The sequence below is a fragment of the Geobacillus kaustophilus genome (assembly GCF_000948285.1).
GTDB lineage: Bacteria > Bacillota > Bacilli > Bacillales > Anoxybacillaceae > Geobacillus > Geobacillus thermoleovorans_A.
The window spans coordinates 314,264-332,134 of sequence record NZ_JYBP01000003.1; the positions used below are offsets into that span (position 1 = coordinate 314,264).

The 17,871-nt window shown below is 53.6% G+C and carries 14 protein-coding genes; 13 read left to right on the forward strand and 1 reads right to left on the reverse strand.

What is annotated here, in order from left to right:
• The first annotated feature begins 61 nt into the window (after positions 1–61).
• From ilvC to yihA, 11 genes are all read left to right on the forward strand, one after another.
• The gene (ilvC, locus tag LG52_RS02085; protein ID WP_044730660.1) at positions 62–1,087 is read left to right on the forward strand and encodes a ketol-acid reductoisomerase; all 1,026 of its coding nucleotides are present in this window, start codon (positions 62–64) and stop codon (positions 1,085–1,087) included.
• Positions 1,074–2,621 (forward strand): 2-isopropylmalate synthase, encoded by a 1,548-nt coding sequence (locus tag LG52_RS02090; RefSeq protein WP_044730661.1) that lies wholly within the window; start codon positions 1,074–1,076, stop codon positions 2,619–2,621. Before ilvC ends, LG52_RS02090 begins: the two co-directional genes overlap by 14 nt.
• A 16-nt stretch (positions 2,622–2,637) precedes the next feature.
• Positions 2,638–3,753: a 3-isopropylmalate dehydrogenase gene (leuB, locus tag LG52_RS02095; protein WP_044730662.1), complete on the forward strand. Its 1,116-nt coding sequence runs from the start codon at positions 2,638–2,640 to the stop codon at positions 3,751–3,753.
• Positions 3,754–3,773: 20 nt separating this feature from the next.
• Positions 3,774–5,189 carry a 3-isopropylmalate dehydratase large subunit gene (gene leuC / locus LG52_RS02100; protein WP_044730663.1) on the forward strand — a complete coding sequence of 472 codons (1,416 nt, stop codon included), beginning with the start codon at positions 3,774–3,776 and terminating at the stop codon, positions 5,187–5,189.
• Positions 5,190–5,282: 93 nt separating this feature from the next.
• Entirely contained in the window at positions 5,283–5,876 is a 594-nt protein-coding gene (gene leuD, locus LG52_RS02105) for a 3-isopropylmalate dehydratase small subunit (protein ID WP_044730664.1), read from the forward strand.
• A gap of 195 nt (positions 5,877–6,071) precedes the next feature.
• Positions 6,072–7,052, forward strand: a complete 981-nt coding sequence (locus LG52_RS02110; protein WP_044730665.1) for a tetratricopeptide repeat protein — start codon at positions 6,072–6,074, stop codon at positions 7,050–7,052.
• Between the two features lie 161 nt (positions 7,053–7,213).
• Entirely contained in the window at positions 7,214–8,500 is a 1,287-nt protein-coding gene (tig, locus tag LG52_RS02115; RefSeq protein ID WP_044730666.1) for a trigger factor, read from the forward strand.
• 230 nt (positions 8,501–8,730) lie between these two features.
• Complete coding sequence (clpX, locus tag LG52_RS02120) at positions 8,731–9,996, forward strand: ATP-dependent protease ATP-binding subunit ClpX (protein WP_044730667.1); 1,266 nt, start codon at positions 8,731–8,733, stop codon at positions 9,994–9,996.
• 143 nt (positions 9,997–10,139) lie between these two features.
• On the forward strand, positions 10,140–11,813 hold the full coding sequence (lonB, locus tag LG52_RS02125; RefSeq protein ID WP_044730668.1) for an ATP-dependent protease LonB: 1,674 nt from the start codon (positions 10,140–10,142) through the stop codon (positions 11,811–11,813).
• A gap of 229 nt (positions 11,814–12,042) precedes the next feature.
• Positions 12,043–14,385, forward strand: a complete 2,343-nt coding sequence (gene lon, locus LG52_RS02130) for an endopeptidase La (protein WP_044730669.1) — start codon at positions 12,043–12,045, stop codon at positions 14,383–14,385.
• Complete coding sequence (gene yihA, locus LG52_RS02135) at positions 14,382–14,969, forward strand: ribosome biogenesis GTP-binding protein YihA/YsxC (protein ID WP_044730670.1); 588 nt, start codon at positions 14,382–14,384, stop codon at positions 14,967–14,969. The genes lon and yihA overlap by 4 nt, the downstream gene beginning before the upstream one ends.
• A gap of 41 nt (positions 14,970–15,010) precedes the next feature.
• Here the strand turns inward: yihA and LG52_RS02140 are convergent, their stop codons facing one another.
• On the reverse strand, positions 15,011–15,496 hold the full coding sequence (locus LG52_RS02140; protein WP_044730671.1) for a LiaI-LiaF-like domain-containing protein: 486 nt from the start codon (positions 15,494–15,496) through the stop codon (positions 15,011–15,013).
• Between the two features lie 166 nt (positions 15,497–15,662).
• Here LG52_RS02140 and hemA point away from each other — a divergent pair, with 166 nt between their 5' ends.
• Positions 15,663–17,027 (forward strand): glutamyl-tRNA reductase, encoded by a 1,365-nt coding sequence (gene hemA, locus LG52_RS02145; protein ID WP_044730672.1) that lies wholly within the window; start codon positions 15,663–15,665, stop codon positions 17,025–17,027.
• Positions 17,028–17,040: 13 nt separating this feature from the next.
• The gene (gene ccsA, locus LG52_RS02150; protein WP_156135616.1) at positions 17,041–17,856 is read left to right on the forward strand and encodes a cytochrome c biogenesis protein; all 816 of its coding nucleotides are present in this window, start codon (positions 17,041–17,043) and stop codon (positions 17,854–17,856) included.
• The last annotated feature ends 15 nt before the right edge of the window (positions 17,857–17,871 follow it).

The window sequence follows — 17,871 nt, forward strand, 5'->3', positions numbered from 1 at the left end:
CGCAGCGTTCGCGCCGTTTATTGACCAACATTTCCACTACAGGACAAAGGAGAGGGTAATCATGGCAAAAGTCTACTATAATGGGGATGCAAACGAACAATACTTGCAAGGGAAAACGGTCGCGATCATCGGTTACGGCTCGCAAGGCCACGCCCATGCGCAAAACTTGCGCGACAGCGGTGTCCGCGTCATCGTCGGACTGCGGAAAGGAAAATCGTGGGGGCAAGCAGAACAAGACGGATTTGAGGTGTATTCAGTCCGCGAAGCGGCGAAGCAGGCTGATATCGTCATGGTGTTGCTGCCGGATGAAAAGCAGCCGGTTGTGTACAAAGAGGAAATCGAGCCGGAACTCGAGCCAGGCAATGCGCTTGTGTTTGCGCACGGCTTTAACATCCATTTCAGCCAAATCGTCCCGCCGAATCATGTTGACGTCTTCTTGGTTGCGCCGAAAGGCCCAGGCCATCTCGTGCGGCGCACGTATGCGGAAGGAGCGGGCGTACCCGCGCTCATCGCTGTCTACCAAGATGTGACCGGACACGCGAAAGAAACGGCGCTCGCCTACGCGAAAGCGATCGGCGCTACTCGAGCCGGGGTGTTGGAGACAACGTTCAAAGAAGAGACGGAAACTGACTTGTTCGGTGAACAAGCGGTGCTGTGCGGCGGGCTGACGGCGCTCATCAAAGCCGGGTTTGAAACGCTCGTTGAAGCCGGGTATCAGCCGGAAGTTGCCTATTTCGAGTGTTTGCATGAGATGAAGCTCATCGTCGATCTCCTTTACGAAGGAGGTTTGTCGTGGATGCGCTATTCGATTTCCGATACGGCCCAATGGGGTGACTTTATCACCGGCCCGCGCATTATTAACGATGCTGTGAAAGCGGAAATGAAAAAGGTGCTGCATGACATTCAAACAGGAAAATTCGCGAAGAGCTGGATTTTGGAAAACCAAGCGAACCGTCCGGAGTTCAACGCCATCAACCGGCGTGAGAATGAGCATTTGATTGAGATTGTCGGACGCGAACTGCGAAGCATGATGCCGTTTGTGAAGGCAAAACAAATCGAGGCGGTGGTGCCAGGTGCGAAAAATTAAGTTTTTTGATACAACGTTGCGCGATGGGGAACAATCTGCTGGAGTGAACTTGAATTTGCAAGAAAAGTTGGAAATTGCCCGTCAGCTTGAACGGCTGCGGGTTGACATCATCGAGGCGGGTTTCCCCGCCTCATCGAAAGGCGATTTTGAGGCGGTCAAACAAATTGCTGAAACGGTGAGAGCATGCTCGGTCACCGGGCTGTCGCGCTCGGTCCGAAGCGACATTGATGCGGCGTGGGAGGCGTTAAAAGGCGGCGCGGAGCCGCGGCTCCACCTATTCATCGCCACCTCGCGGATCCATATGGTGCATAAATTGCGGATGACGCCGGAACAAGTGATTGAAGCGGCGGTTGAAGCGGTGAAATACGCGAAGCGCTTTTTCCCGATCGTCCAATGGTCGGCGGAAGATGCGTGCCGCAGCGAGCTGCCGTTTTTGGCGAAAATCGTCGCCGAAGTGATCAAAGCCGGCGCTTCGGTCATCAACATTCCGGATACGGTCGGCTATATTACGCCGAAAGAATACGGGGGAATTTTCCTCTATTTGCAAAACAATGTTCCGAATATTGAAAATGTTTCACTCTCCGCTCATTGTCATGATGACTTGGGCATGGCGGTGGTGAACTCGCTGTCGGCCATTGAACATGGAGCGACGCAAGTCGAGTGCACGATCAACGGCATCGGCGAGCGGGCCGGCAATGCGGCGCTTGAGGAAATCGCTGTCGCCCTTCACATCCGCAAAGACTACTATCAAGTGGAAACGCGCCTCAATTTGCAGGAAATTAAGCGCACAAGCAATCTTGTCAGCAAGTTGACCGGGATGGTCGTTCCGCCGAACAAGGCGGTCGTCGGCAAAAACGCGTTTGCGCATGAATCAGGCATTCATCAAGACGGCGTCTTAAAGGAAAAAACGACGTACGAAATCATTTCGCCAGAACTTGTCGGCGTGCCGTCGAATTCGATGGTGCTCGGCAAACATTCCGGCCGCCATGCGCTCCGCAACCGGGTTGAGGAGCTCGGCTACACGTTGTCCGATGAAGAAATCAATCAACTGTTCATCCGCTTTAAAGAATTGGCTGACAAAAAGAAAGACATTACCGATGACGATTTAATCGCGTTGATTTTCGAAGAGAAGTTCGACCACTTCAAAGATTTTTATCAATTGTCTTCCATTCAAGTGCAATACGGGACGAATCAAATTCCGACAGCGGTTGTTGTACTGAAAGACGGGAAAGGAAACAAAATTCAAGAAGCGGCGACCGGCGCCGGCAGCGTCGAGGCGCTGTACAATACGTTGGAGCGCTGTTTCCAAACGACGGTGACGCTGCTTGACTACCGGATCGAATCGGTCGGCGGCGGCCGCGATGCATTGGCGCAAGTGTTCGTCAAAGTGCGCGCCCATGACATCGAGACGAGCGGTCGCGGCACCGCACAAGACGTGTTGGAAGCATCGGCGAAAGCGTACATCAACGCCATCAATCGTGTGTTTATGATAGAAGCGATGCGCGGCGAAAACGAGAAAGTGGCAACACCATAAAACGGGGGGATTCAGAATGGGAAACTATCGGATTGCCGTCTTGCCAGGGGATGGCATCGGCAAAGAAGTGACGTCCGGAGCGGTCGAGGTATTGAAAGCGGTCGGCATCCGGTTTGGCCACGAGTTTACGTTTGAATATGGATTGATCGGCGGAGCGGCGATCGATGAGACGGGGACGCCGCTCCCCGAAGAAACGCTCCGTCTTTGCCGGGAAAGCGATGCGGTGCTGCTTGGGGCGGTCGGCGGTCCGAAGTGGGATGACAACCCTCCGCATTTGCGTCCGGAAAAAGGATTGCTTGCCATTCGCAAGCAGCTCGACTTATATGCCAACTTGCGGCCGGTTGTTTGCTATGACAGTTTGGTTTCCGCTTCGCCGTTAAAACCGGATCTCGTGCAAGGCATCGATTTTGTCATCGTCCGCGAGCTGACCGGCGGCATTTACTTCGGCCAGCCGAGCGGCCGCGTCGTCGAAAACGGCGAAGAAAAAGCGGTCGACACCTTGCTATATAAAAAGGAAGAAATCGAACGGATCGTCCGCATGGCGTTTACGCTTGCACGCGGGCGGAAGAAAAAAGTGACTTCGGTCGACAAGGCGAACGTCCTTTCGTCAAGCCGTCTATGGCGGGAAGCGGCCGAAGAGGTGGCGAAACAGTTTCCGGACGTCACGCTTGAGCATATGCTTGTTGACAATGCGGCGATGCAGCTCATCCGCGCGCCGAAGCAGTTTGACGTCATTGTGACGGAAAACATGTTTGGCGACATTTTAAGCGATGAAGCCTCCATGTTGTCCGGTTCGCTCGGGATGCTGCCGTCGGCCAGCTTATCCGCCTCCGGGCCGAGCTTGTATGAGCCGGTGCACGGTTCAGCGCCTGATATTGCCGGCATGAACAAAGCCAATCCGATTGCGGCGATTTTGTCAGCGGCGATGATGCTCCGCCTGTCGTTTGGGCTCACCGCGGAAGCGGAGGCGGTCGAGCACGCGGTACGGCAGACGCTCGCCCTAGGTTTGCGCACCGCCGACTTGGCGCCAAGCGGCGGCCGCATCGTATCAACGAATGAAATGGTCGAAGAAATCAAAACGGCGGTGCTGGATTATACGGCCATTGCGCAAATTATGACCGTTTATGCCTAAGACGTGCGAGGTGAAAGCCAATGAAACCGAAAACGATCATCGATAAAATTTGGGAAAACCACGTCGTCTACCGCGAAGAAGGCAAACCGGATTTATTGTATATCGATTTGCACTTAGTGCATGAAGTGACCTCGCCGCAAGCATTTGAAGGATTGCGGCAAAAAGGGCGGAAGGTGCGGCGGCCGGATTTGACCTTTGCGACGATGGACCATAACGTGCCGACCGTTAACCGATTTGTGATTACCGACGAAGTGGCGTGCAACCAAATTGCCGCGCTTGAGCGCAACTGCCGCGAGTTTGGCATTCCGCTCGCCGATCTGCACAGTGAAGAGCAAGGGATCGTCCACGTCATCGGCCCGGAGCTTGGGTTGACCCAGCCGGGAAAAACAATCGTTTGCGGCGACAGCCATACGTCGACGCACGGGGCGTTTGGCGCCTTGGCGTTTGGGATCGGCACGAGCGAAGTCGAGCACGTGCTGGCGACGCAAACGCTTTGGCAGCATAAGCCGAAAACGCTGCAAATCCGCATCAACGGCCGCCTCGTCAAAGGAGTGACCGCCAAAGATGTCATCTTGGCCATTATCGGCCGCTATGGCGTTGGCGTCGGCACCGGTTATATTATCGAATTTACAGGTGAAGCGATCCGACGCATGTCGATGGAAGAGAGAATGACGATTTGCAACATGTCGATTGAAGCTGGGGCGAGAGCCGGCCTCATCAGCCCGGATGAAACGACGTTTGCCTATTTGCGCGGCCGCAAATATGCGCCAAAAGGCGAGGAGTTTGACAAGGCGGTGGAACGGTGGCGGGCGCTTGCCAGCGATGAGGGGGCGGAGTACGACAAAACGATTGAAATCGACGCGTCAACGATCGCTCCAATGGTGACGTGGGGGACGAATCCGGCGATGAGCACATCGGTCGACGGCGTCGTGCCGCATCCCGAGCAATTTGAAAGCCAAACAGAGCAAAACGCGGTGCGCCGGGCGCTTGAGTACATGGGGCTTGAGCCGGGCACGCCGATTACGGATATTCCGGTGCAGCACGTCTTCATCGGTTCGTGCACCAACTCGCGCCTCAGCGATTTGCGGGCAGCGGCGAGCATCGTGAAAGGGAAAAAAGTGGCTCCGGGCGTGCGGGCGCTCGTCGTGCCTGGATCGCAGCAAGTGAAAAAACAAGCCGAAGCGGAAGGGTTGGCGCAAATTTTCATCGACGCCGGTTTTGAATGGCGCGACTCCGGCTGCAGCGCCTGTTTGGGCATGAACCCGGACATCATCCCAGAAGGCGAGCACTGTGCGTCAACGTCGAACCGCAACTTTGAAGGGCGGCAAGGAAAAGGGGCGCGCACGCATCTCGTCAGCCCGGTGATGGCAGCGGCGGCTGCGATTTACGGACATTTTGTCGATGTGCGACAGTTTGAAGCCGAGCCGGTTCGGTGACAAACAGATGAAGCGGCCATCTCCGCTCGCTGGGCATTGGAAGACGATACAGCCTTGCTGCGAACGATACATCGAATGGAAGGAGAAGGGACAATGAAGCCGTTTACGATTCACCGTGGAAAAACCGCCGGCATCGATCGGGCGAATATTGATACCGATCAAATCATTCCAAAGCAGTTTTTGAAACGGATTGAACGCACCGGCTTTGGCCAGTTTCTCTTTTACGATTGGCGGTATTTGAGCGACGGCACGCCAAATCCGGAGTTTGAGCTCAACCGCCCGGAAAACGAAGGGGCGACGATTTTGGTTGCTGACGAAAACTTCGGCTGCGGTTCATCGCGCGAACATGCGCCGTGGGCGCTGCAAGATTACGGATTCCGCGTAATCATTGCCCCATCGTTTGCCGACATTTTTTACAACAACTGCTTAAAAAATGGGCTGTTGCCGATCCGGCTGGATAAAGAGGATGTCCGCTACTTGCTGCGCCAAAGCGAGCGCGCAGACTATGAACTGACCGTTTCGCTCGAGGAGCAGCGGGTATTTGACGATGAAGGATTTTCACGTCCGTTTGACATCGACCCGTATCGAAAACAGCTGTTGCTAAAAGGATGGGACGAAATTGATTTAACGTTTGTATATGAACCGTATATTCAAGCGTATGAACAACAGCATAGACCGCGGCCGTAAGCGTCTGTCTTTTGCGGTGCAGCGTGACGGCAAAAATCGGCTGTTCCGCCGTTATTTTGGCAGGAACAGCCTCTTTGTTTTGCATATAGGAGGATGAAGAAAACGGACGGCTGCAGCAAGTGCCCAAAGGGTCGGCTTGTTTCGGCTAAGAAAACTTGTTACACTTGTGGTAAACACACATAGGAGCGGGCGAAGATGGCCGGAAAAAAAGGAAAAATCATCATGTTTCCGCAAATGAAAGAACGGCTGATGGAAGAGGCGTTTGCTGCACTTGAAGCGAAACGCTACAAAGAAGCGTTCCGCTTTTTGTGCGCGGCTGAGCAGCTTGGTGATGACAGCTTCCCCATCCAGCTTGGGCTTGCTGTCTGCTGCTGCGAGCTTGGGGAATACGATGAGGCGGAGCGGCGCCTCGCCGCCTTGCTTGACGAACAGCCGAACAACAGCGATCTGTTGCAAATGTATCTCGCCGTGCTGTTGCAAACGAACCGATACAACAAGGCAGAAACGGTGATCCGCGACGCCTTGCGCCGTCCGTCGCTATCCGTTTCGTTGCGCGAACAGCTTCGCCAGCTGCTGCGATTCAGTGAAAAAATGAACGCCCGCACGCTTCCGCCTGCGGAGTGGAAGCGGGTGAGACGGCTGCTTGAGTCCGAGGACATTGCTGAGCAGTTGCAACTGATTAAACAGCTGGAAAAAGAAGACATCGAGCCGGTGTTGCCGTTGCTCAAGCAATATTTACGCGCACCGGAAAAAAGCCCGATGGCAAAAACGATGCTTCTTCGCCTATTGACAGGGAAGCGAGTCAACGAAACGGTGACGGTTGAAAAATTTGGCCGTTGCATGGAGGTCGTCCCGTCAGCGTTGGACGAACAGACGGAAACGGAATTTGCTTCATCGCTGCTGGGTCTGCTTGAACAGCAGCTCGCGGCGGAAAGCCCGAGCTTATATGAAACGGCGGCAGACATTTGGCTTCGCTATGCTTATGTATTGTACCCGTTTCCACCGGAGCCGGCCGATGCGGCGGCTTGGCTTGCGGCCCTCCATTGGATGGCGAGCCGGTTTCAAGGATTGGACGTTGACGCCGATACATTGGCTGTCCGCTACGGCGTCGAGGCATCAGAGATGGTCGGGCTTTGCAAAAAGCTGAACGAAATAGAGAGACTTTCCTTTTTCTAATCGCTCGTTCTCTATTGAAACATGTCTTTTGTATGTTATAATATAATGGCTGTGCTATGTATCTGTTTTCGCATAATGTGCTACATAATGGGATATCATAAAAGGATCATGGACAATCGGGTTTATGGTCCGAGCAATGATTCCAGGTGGAGGGAACAAGGATGTCAGTCAAATGGGAAAAGCTTGAAGGGAACGAAGGTGTATTGACCGTTGAGGTCGACGCTGAGAAAGTGAACGAAGGCTTAGACGCCGCGTTTAAAAAAGTGGTGAAAAACATCACGCTCCCGGGCTTCCGCAAAGGGAAAGTGCCGCGCGTTTTGTTTGAAAAACGGTTCGGCGTTGAAGCGCTCTATCAAGATGCGCTCGACATTTTGCTTCCGGAAGCATATGCGAAAGCTGTTGAAGAGGCGGGCATTGAACCGGTATCGCTGCCGGAGATCGATATTGAGCAAATGGAAAAAGGCAAAAGCTTGATTTTCAAGGCGAAAGTGACCGTCAAACCGGAAGTGAAGCTCGGCCAATACAAAGGGCTTGAAGTGGAAAAAATGGATGCGACGGTGACGGACGAAGATGTGGAAAACGAATTGAAACGTTTGCAAGAAAACTATGCTGAACTTGTCGTCAAAGAGGACGGAACGGTGGAAAACGGCGATACGGCCGTCATCGATTTCGAAGGGTTTGTCGACGGTGAGCCGTTTGAAGGCGGCAAGGCGGAAAACTATTCGCTTGAAATCGGCTCTGGAACGTTCATTCCAGGGTTTGAGGAACAGCTTGTCGGCATGAAAGCCGGTGAAGAAATGGAGATTCAAGTCACGTTCCCGGAAGAATACCATGCGAAGCAATTGGCCGGCAAACCGGCGACGTTCAAAGTGAAAGTGCATGAAGTGAAAGCGAAGCAGCTGCCGGCGCTCGACGATGAGTTTGCGAAAGACGTCGATGAAGAAGTGGAGACGCTTGATGAGTTGAAAGCGAAAATCCGCGCCCGGCTGGAAGAGGCGAAAAAGAACGAGGCGGAGACGGCCTTGCGCAACGCGGTTGTCGAAAAAGCGGCGGCTAACGCAGAAATGGACATTCCAGAGGTTATGATCAAAAACGAAACTGACCGGATGCTTCGCGAGTTTGATCAACGCCTGCAAATGCAAGGGCTGAACTTGCAGCTGTACTATCAGTTCTCCGGGCAAGATGAAGCGGCGTTGCGCGAGCAAATGAGAGAGGATGCCGAAAAACGGGTGCGCGCGGCGCTGACGCTTGAGGCGATCGCGAAAGCTGAAAACATTGAGGTCACGGATGAGGAAGTGAACGAAGAGCTTGAAAAAATGGCGGAAGCCTACAAGCTGAGCGTGGACAAATTGAAAGAGCTGCTCGGCAGCTTGGATGGCGTCAAAGAAGATTTGAAATGGCGGAAAACAGTCGATTTTCTTGTAGAGCACAGCAAGGTTGCGGCATAATATATCTTAAGGAGAGAACAAGGCGCGAGATGTTCGTGCCTTGTTCTTTATCCACAACCATGGGGCCTGAACAGCAATTTGAAAACTTTTCTAGACGGAAGGCAGTTTTTTCATTCGCTTTATCAGGAACATGTATGGTAAAATAGCGAATACATACGTTCTGGCGACATACGTGATGGCGGAAATGGATACATAAGCAGGCGCGATTTCGTTGGCAAGGGGTGGATGACATGTTTAAATTCAATGATGAAAAAGGGCAGTTGAAATGCTCGTTCTGCGGCAAAACGCAGGACCAAGTGCGAAAGCTGGTCGCCGGTCCGGGGGTTTATATTTGCGACGAGTGCATTGAGCTGTGCACGGAAATTGTGGAAGAGGAGCTCGGCAATGAAGAAGAATTTGAATTTAAAGATGTGCCGAAGCCGGTTGAGATTCGGGAAATTTTAGATGAGTACGTCATCGGCCAAGACGAGGCGAAAAAATCGCTCGCTGTTGCGGTTTACAACCACTACAAGCGAATCAATTCCGGCAGCAAAATCGATGATGTCGAGCTGTCGAAAAGCAACATTTTGATGATCGGGCCGACCGGAAGCGGGAAAACGCTGCTCGCGCAAACATTGGCGCGCATTTTGAACGTGCCGTTTGCCATCGCCGATGCCACCTCGCTTACAGAGGCCGGTTATGTTGGCGAAGACGTCGAAAACATTTTGCTGAAGCTCATTCAGGCGGCCGATTATGATGTGGAACGGGCGGAAAAAGGCATTATTTACATCGATGAAATTGACAAAATCGCCCGCAAATCAGAAAACCCTTCCATCACTCGCGACGTATCCGGCGAAGGGGTGCAACAGGCGCTGTTGAAAATTTTAGAAGGCACCATTGCCAGCGTTCCGCCGCAGGGCGGCCGCAAACATCCGCACCAAGAATTCATTCAAATCGATACGACGAACATTTTGTTCATTTGCGGCGGAGCGTTTGATGGCATTGAGCCGATCATCAAGCGTCGCCTCGGCAAAAAAGTGATCGGTTTTGGCGCGGAAATGAACCAGACGGATGTCGACGAGAAAAACTTGTTGTCGAAAGTGCTGCCGGAAGACTTGCTCAAATTCGGACTGATTCCGGAGTTCATCGGCCGCCTTCCGGTCATTACGACGCTCGAGCCGCTCGACGAGCAGGCGTTGATCGACATTTTGACGAAACCGAAAAATGCCATTGTGAAGCAATACCAAAAAATGCTTGAGCTTGACGGCGTTGAGCTCGAGTTTGAAGAAGCGGCGCTCCGTGAAATCGCGAAAAAAGCGATTGAGCGGAAAACGGGGGCGCGCGGCCTTCGCTCCATCATCGAAGGGATTATGCTCGATGTGATGTTTGAGCTGCCGTCGCGCGAAGATGTGCAAAAGTGCATCATCACGCTCGATACGGTGCGCGGCACAAAGCCGCCGACGCTGATCCGCCATGATGGCACCGTCATCGAGCTGGAACGGAAAACATCTGCCTGATGGGAAAACCGCCTTTTTTCGGCGGTTTCTTTTTTTGCCGCCCATGCCCTAGTCGCCGGTCGGCGCTTTTTTTGTTTATTCCCGCCAGTTCGCGGAGATACTATCATACTACATACCATCTAAAGGCAGGAGGATATCGGGGCATGGATTGGACGAACATCGTACTAGTCATCCAGCTGTTTTTCGGGGTCATCATTGGCCTTTATTTTTGGAATTTGCTAAGAGGGCAGCGTGTGCAAAAAGTTTCGATCGATAAAGAGTCGCGCAAAGAGATGGAACAGCTCCGCAAGCTGCGTTCGATTTCGCTCACCGAGCCGCTGGCGGAAAAAGTGCGGCCGAAAAGTTTTGACGACATCGTCGGTCAGGAAGACGGCATCAAGGCGTTAAAAGCCGCTTTATGCGGCCCCAACCCGCAACATGTCATCATTTACGGGCCGCCCGGCGTTGGCAAGACGGCAGCTGCTCGGCTCGTGCTTGAGGAAGCGAAAAAAAATCCCCTCTCCCCGTTTCAGAAGAATGCGGTGTTCGTGGAGCTTGACGCGACGACGGCGCGCTTTGACGAGCGCGGCATCGCCGACCCGCTCATCGGCTCGGTGCACGACCCGATTTACCAGGGGGCCGGGGCGATGGGGCAAGCCGGCATCCCCCAGCCGAAGCAAGGGGCGGTGACGAACGCCCACGGCGGCATCTTATTCATCGACGAAATCGGCGAACTCCACCCGATCCAAATGAACAAGTTATTGAAAGTGCTCGAGGACCGGAAAGTGTTTTTTGAAAGCGCCTATTACAGCAAAGAAAATCCGCAAATCCCAAGCCATATTCACGATATTTTTCAAAATGGGCTGCCGGCAGATTTCCGGCTTGTCGGGGCGACGACGCGCACGCCGAACGAAATTCCTCCGGCCATTCGCTCCCGCTGTCTAGAAGTGTTTTTCCGTGAACTCGATCAAGATGAAATCGCCTTGATCGCCAAAAAGGCGGCGGAAAAAATTCGCTTGAACGTGTCAGAAAGCGGCATCCGTCTCCTTGCCGCCTATGCGCGCAACGGGCGGGAGGCAGTCAACATGATGCAAATTGCCGCTGGCCTGGCCATCACGGAAAACCGAGAAAACATTTTGGACAAAGATATCGAATGGGTCATTCAATCGAGCCAAATGACTCCGCGCTGTGAGAAGAAAATTGCGTCCGCCCCGGCGGTCGGCGTCGTCAATGGGCTTGCCGTGTACGGCCCGAACACCGGCGCGCTGTTGGAAATTGAGGTGACCGCCCTGCCGGCGAAAGGAAAAGGATCGATCAATGTCACCGGCATTGTCGAGGAGGAAAGCATCGGCAGCGCAGAAAAATCGGTGCGGCGAAAAAGCATGGCGCGAGGCTCGGCGGAAAACGTCATTACGGTGTTGCGGGCGATGGGGGTGCCGGCGGACCGCTACGACCTTCATGTCAACTTTCCAGGCGGCGCGCCGGTTGATGGCCCTTCAGCCGGGGTGGCGATTGCGGTCGGCATTTATTCCGCCATTTACCAGCTGCCGGTGGATCATACGGTTGCGATGACCGGAGAAATCAGCATCCGCGGCTCTGTGAAACCGGTCGGCGGCGTGTTCGCCAAAATCAAAGCGGCCAAACAAGCCGGGGCGAAAAAAGTCATCATCCCGATTGAGAATATGCAATCGTTGCTAGGTGATGTCAGCGGCATTCAAATCATCGCCGTCCGCCGCCTCGAGGAAGTGCTCGTCCATGTGTTCGGGGAAGAGGCGCTCCGCCGCGGCCCCGCGCTGCTGCCAGCGGCTATGGATCGCTCGGAGAAAAAGCTCGTCTAGCCAAAGGAAACGGCGGCAAGGCGAACGATTGACAACGAAAGCGGGCGTCCGATCGCAACCGAATCGGGCGGCTCGCTCGGCCTCTCTTTTATGTACGGCTTCGGCGCAAGCGGATCGTCGCTGAAGTCGGTTTTTCTTTGCCTGCAGACGGAGCGCCGCGCGTTTTTTCGTTCGTCAAATTTTACAAACCCGGCTACCGTACTATACAATAAACGAATAGAAGCGAGAGATGGAGGTGTTCGGCGTGAACGGAAAGAAAAAGGAGACGGTCGTTCCGCTTTTGCCGCTGCGTGGGCTGCTCGTGTTTCCGACGATGGTGCTTCACTTGGATGTCGGGCGCGAGAAATCGGTCAAAGCGCTCGAACAAGCCATGGTCGAGGATCATATGATTTTGCTGACGTCGCAAAAAGACGTTGCCATCGACGAACCGGACATGGATGACTTATATAAAATGGGAACGATCGCGCGCGTCAAGCAGCTGCTGAAGCTCCCGAACGGCACGTTCCGCGTGCTTGTCGAAGGCGTCGCCCGAGCGCTCATTACGGAAGTGATCAGCGAGGAGCCGTACTTTCTCGTCAAAGTCGAAAAGTTTGCCGACCGGGCGGCGAAAGATTTAGAAGATGAGGCGCTCAAGCGGACGATGCTTGAATATTTCGAGCAGTACATAAACTTGTCCAAGCGGCTGTCGGTCGACATTTACGCCTCGATCGTCGACATTGATGAGCCGGGGCGAATGGCGGACATCATCGCTTCGCACTTGCCGCTTAAGCTCGAAGAAAAGCAGCGCATTTTGGAAACGATCGACGTGAAAGAGCGTCTCAATCAAATCATTCAAATTTTGCACAACGAAAAAGAAGTGCTCCAGCTTGAGAAAAAGATCAGCGCCCGCGTCAAGCAGTCGATGGAGCGGACACAAAAAGAATATTACTTGCGCGAGCAAATGAAGGCGATTCAAAAAGAGCTCGGCGAAAAAGAAGGAAAAACAGGCGAAGTTGAGGAGCTGAAGGAAAAAATTGAGGCGGCCGGCATGCCGGAGCATGTAAAGGAAACCGCACTGAAGGAGCTCGACCGCTATGAAAAAATTCCGGCGACTTCAGCGGAAAGTGCGGTCATCCGCAACTACCTTGATTGGCTTATCGCCCTGCCATGGTCGAAAGAAACAGAAGACATCCATGACATTAAGCGGGCGGAAGCGATTTTACACGAGGAGCACTACGGGCTTGATAAAGTGAAAGAACGGGTGTTGGAGTTTTTGTCCGTCAAGCAGCTGACGAAATCATTGAAAGGCCCGATTCTTTGCCTCGCCGGACCGCCGGGGGTCGGAAAAACATCGCTTGCCCGCTCGATCGCCAAAGCGCTTGGCCGCCGTTTTGTCCGCGTCTCGCTCGGCGGCGTCCGCGACGAATCGGAAATCCGCGGCCATCGCCGCACGTATGTCGGCGCGATGCCAGGGCGCATTATTCAAGGAATGAAGAAAGCAGGCACGATTAACCCGGTCTTTTTGTTAGATGAAATCGACAAAATGTCAAGCGACTTCCGCGGCGATCCATCGGCGGCCATGCTGGAGGTGCTGGATCCAGAGCAAAATCATGCGTTCAGCGATCATTACATTGAAGAGCCGTACGATTTATCGAAGGTGATGTTCATTGCCACAGCCAACCATTTGGCGTCCATTCCGCAGCCTTTGTTGGATCGGATGGAAGTCATTCACATCCCCGGCTACACGGAAGAAGAGAAGCTGCATATCGCCAAGCGGCATTTGCTGCCGAAACAAATCACCGAGCACGGGCTGAAAAAGGCGGCGCTGCAAATTCGTGATGAGGCGATGCTCGATATCATCCGCCATTATACGCGCGAGGCCGGGGTGCGGGAGCTGGAGCGGCAGCTTGCTGCCATCTGTCGGAAAGCGGCGCGTCTCATCGTCTCCGGCGAGAGAAAACGGGTGGTGGTGACAGAAAACAACATCGAAGAGTTTTTAGGGAAGCGAAAATACCGCTACGGCCGAGCGGAGTCGGAAGATCAAGTCGGCGTGGCGACCGGGCTGGCGTATACGGCGTTTGGCGGCGATACGCTCGCAATCGAAGTGTCGCTTGCGCCAGGCAATGGGAAACTCGTGCTGACCGGCAAGCTCGGCGATGTCATGAAAGAATCAGCGCAAGCGGCGTTCAGCTATGTGCGGTCGCGCGCTGAGGAGCTTGACATTGATCCGAAATTCCATGAGAAATATGATATTCACATCCACGTTCCGGAAGGAGCGGTGCCGAAAGACGGGCCATCGGCCGGCATTACGATTGCGACCGCACTCATTTCCGCTTTGACAGGCAAGCCGGTGAGCCGCTTTGTCGGCATGACCGGGGAAATTACGCTGCGCGGCCGCGTTCTTGCGATCGGGGGGCTGAAAGAGAAAACGTTAAGCGCCCATCGTGCCGGATTGAAAACGGTCATTTTGCCGAAAGACAATGAAAAAGATTTGGCTGACATTCCGGAAACGGTGAAGCGCGACTTGCGCTTTGTGCTCGTCTCCCATCTCGATGAGGTGCTGCCGCACGCGCTGGTGGGGTGGAAGCGATGAATGTGAAGAAAGCAGAGCTTGTGACCAGTGCCGTCAAGCCGGAACAATATCCGGACGGCGGACGGCCGGAGGTGGCGCTCGCCGGCCGTTCGAACGTCGGCAAATCATCATTCATCAACAAAATGATCAACCGGAAAAACTTGGCGCGCACCTCCTCAAAGCCAGGTAAAACGCAAACGTTGAATTTTTATTTGATTAACGACTCGTTTTACTTTGTGGACGTGCCAGGTTATGGTTTCGCCCGCGTGTCGAAGCAAGAGCGGCAAAAATGGGGGAAAATGATGGAGACGTACTTTACGACGCGCGAGGCGCTCAAGGGGGCGGTTTTGCTCGTTGACTTGCGCCATCCGCCGACAAAAGACGATGTGATGATGTACGAGTTTTTGAAGCATTACGAGATCCCGATGATCGTCATCGCGACGAAAGCGGACAAAGTGCCGCGCGGCAAGCATCAAAAACACGCGAAAATCGTGCGCGAGACGCTGCGGATGGCTGACGGCGACCCGCTCATTTTGTTTTCCGCCGAGACCGGACAAGGGAAAGACGAAGCATGGGCGGCGCTTTTGCCGTTTGTGGCCTCATGACGAAAACACCAGCGATTCCGCTGGTGTTTTCACTTCTAAGGCTATTTTCGCCTAGTCCATAATAGATAGACGCCGATGCCGATGAGTCCGAGCGGCCAAAACTTCCAGACAGAGGAAAGCCCCGCTTGGACGAGGTGAAAGAATGGCTGGCCGCGCCCGGAAAACGTCAGCACGACAGCGAGAAGCAAAAAAAGCACGCCAAAGCCGGCCCCGCCTTTTTGTTTGCGGCTGCTGGCGAAAAAAGCGAGCGCGATGAGGAAAAAAAACATGTTCACGCCGCGGGGCCAGGCCGAAAATGCACTCGCAAGGAGCAACTCAACGCCAAATCCGAGTAAAAGAAAGCCGGGGAAAAGGTAAGCATATTCGCGCGCTGCATGCGCCTGGCCAAGCAAAGCCGCGCCGCAAATGGCAAGCAAGGCCGGCCAACCTTGGAAGAAATGGAAAAGGGGGGATTCCAACTGTCCGGCGAGAAAATACAGCCCGAGGCCGATGAACAAGATGCCGGCGAATACCGTTCGGGTTTTCATGATCGTCGCGTCCTCCGTTTCCCTTTTGGACATGTTTATGATAGAATGATCACTGTCTACAGTTTAGCATAGCTTTGGAGGCATGTTCACAATTTTTTCAAATCGGAACGATGGACGGTTGTGATATAATGATGGAAGGGATTCGGTCAATAAGGGGGATGGCATCGTGCAAATCGTAGTCGTTGGCGTCGACTATAAAACCGCCCCTGTAGAAATCCGCGAAAAGCTCGCGTTTGCGGAAGCGGAACTCGGTGCGGCGATGAAACAGCTCGCCAAGCAAAAAAGCGTGCTCGAAAATGTGATCGTCTCGACGTGCAATCGGACGGAAGTTTATGCAGTGGTTGATCAACTGCATACCGGCCGTTACTATATTAAAGCATTTTTAGCCGAATGGTTTGGCGTCAAAGTGGAAGCGATTGCTCCGTATTTGCGTGTGCTTGAAGGAGAGGCGGCCATCCAGCATTTGTTCCGCGTGGCGGCTGGCCTTGATTCGATGGTGCTTGGGGAAACGCAAATTTTAGGGCAAGTGAAAGACAGCTATTTGCTCGCTCAAGAGGTCGGGACGAGCGGCACGATTTTCAATCATCTGTTCAAGCAGGCGGTGACCTTTGCGAAGCGCGCCCACTCGGAAACGGGCATCGGCGCGCACGCTGTATCGGTCAGCTATGCGGCGGTTGAGTTGGCGAAGAAAATTTTCGGCCGCCTTGCCGGCAAGCACGTCTTGATCATCGGCGCCGGCAAAATGGGGGCGCTGGCGGCGCAAAACTTGTACGGCAGCGGCGTCGGCAAAGTGACGGTCGTCAATCGGACGCTTGAAAAAGCGAAACAGCTTGCTAAGCAGTTTGCCGGCGAAGCGAAGCCGCTCGGCGAATTGTCATGCGCTTTGCTGGAAGCGGATATCGTCATCAGCTCGACGGGAGCGAAAGGCTATATTTTGACGAAGGAAATGGTGGCGCCGCTTGAGAAAATGCGCAAAGGCCGCCCGCTCTTTATGGTTGACATCGCGGTGCCGCGCGATTTGGATCCGGCGCTGGCCGAACTGGAAACCGTCTTTTTGTACGACATCGACGATTTGCAAGATGTGGTGGCGGCCAACTTGGCGGAACGGCAAAAGGCAGCGGCTCGCATTGAAACGATGATCGAAGCGGAACTTATGGCGTTCAGCCAATGGCTGCAGACGCTCGGCGTCGTGCCAGTCATTGCCGCATTGCGCGAAAAGGCGTTGGCCATCCAAGCCGAAACGATGAAAAGTTTGGAGCGGAAACTTCCGCATTTGTCGGAGCGCGACTGGAAAGTGTTGAATAAGCATACGAAAAGCATTATTAACCAGCTGCTCCGCGATCCGATTTTGCAGGCGAAGGAACTCGCCGCCGGCCCGAATGCCGAGGAGGCGCTTCAGCTGTTTATGAAAATTTTCAATATCGAAGATGCGGTGAAAGCCGATCGGCATATGCAGCAGGCGAAATCCGTGCAATGCGATGAACAAGACGCGGAGGCGGTCCGTGCCGCCCGCCCATCATGGCAGCTGTAAGGTGGGATGGACGGTGGCGCTGCTGTATGAGCTGTCCATTTTGCTTTACATCGCTTCGATCCTTTTCTATTTCATCGATTTTTTGCAGCAAAACCGGAAGGCGAACGATCTCGCCTTCTGGTTGCTTTCTATTGTGTGGCTTTTGCAGACAGTGACGTTTGTTTCTCGCATCATGGAGACGAAGCGCTTTCCGATTTTGACGATGTCGGAAGGGCTTTATTTTTACGCTTGGCTGCTCATTACGCTGTCGCTCGTCATCAATCGGCTGCTGCGCGTCGATTTCATCGTCTTTTTTACGAATGTGCTTGCGTTTTTTATTTTGGCCATTCATACGTTCGCACCGTCTTCGCAGTCGCCGGCTGTTGCGGAGCGGCTCGTCTCGGAGCTGCTTATCATCCACATCACCCTTTCGCTCGGAGCGTATGCGGCGTTTACGCTGTCGTTTTTGTTTTCGGTGCTTTACATGTTGCAGTACAGTTTGCTGAAAAAGAAAAAGTGGGGGGTGCGCCTTTGGCGCATGGCGGATTTGTCGCGGCTTGATTTTTTGTCGTATGTTTTAAATGTGCTCGGCTTGCCTATGTTGTTATTAGGGCTCATTCTTGGCGTGATTTGGGCGCACATTCAAATCGACCATTTCCATTGGTATGATGCGAAAGTGCTCGGGTCGTTTGTCGTTCTTCTCGTCTATGGCGTCTATTTTTACAAGCGAGCCGTCCGGCAGATGCAAGGGAAGGCGATCGCGCTATGGAATATCGGTTCGTTTTTATTTTTGCTTGTCAACTTTTTCTTGTTTGGCAGTTTATCAAAATTTCATTTTTGGTATTCGTAATTGAGGTGGAACGAG

Coding starts and splice junctions, on each gene's coding strand:
- ilvC (WP_044730660.1), top strand. CDS start 62: ATGGCAAAAGTCTACTATAATGGGGATGCAAACGAACAATACTTGCAA.
- leuB (WP_044730662.1), top strand. CDS start 2,638: ATGGGAAACTATCGGATTGCCGTCTTGCCAGGGGATGGCATCGGCAAA.
- leuC (WP_044730663.1), top strand. CDS start 3,774: ATGAAACCGAAAACGATCATCGATAAAATTTGGGAAAACCACGTCGTC.
- leuD (WP_044730664.1), top strand. CDS start 5,283: ATGAAGCCGTTTACGATTCACCGTGGAAAAACCGCCGGCATCGATCGG.
- LG52_RS02110 (WP_044730665.1), top strand. CDS start 6,072: ATGGCCGGAAAAAAAGGAAAAATCATCATGTTTCCGCAAATGAAAGAA.
- tig (WP_044730666.1), top strand. CDS start 7,214: ATGTCAGTCAAATGGGAAAAGCTTGAAGGGAACGAAGGTGTATTGACC.
- clpX (WP_044730667.1), top strand. CDS start 8,731: ATGTTTAAATTCAATGATGAAAAAGGGCAGTTGAAATGCTCGTTCTGC.
- lonB (WP_044730668.1), top strand. CDS start 10,140: ATGGATTGGACGAACATCGTACTAGTCATCCAGCTGTTTTTCGGGGTC.
- lon (WP_044730669.1), top strand. CDS start 12,043: ATGGAGGTGTTCGGCGTGAACGGAAAGAAAAAGGAGACGGTCGTTCCG.
- yihA (WP_044730670.1), top strand. CDS start 14,382: ATGAATGTGAAGAAAGCAGAGCTTGTGACCAGTGCCGTCAAGCCGGAA.
- LG52_RS02140 (WP_044730671.1), bottom strand. CDS start 15,496: ATGAAAACCCGAACGGTATTCGCCGGCATCTTGTTCATCGGCCTCGGG.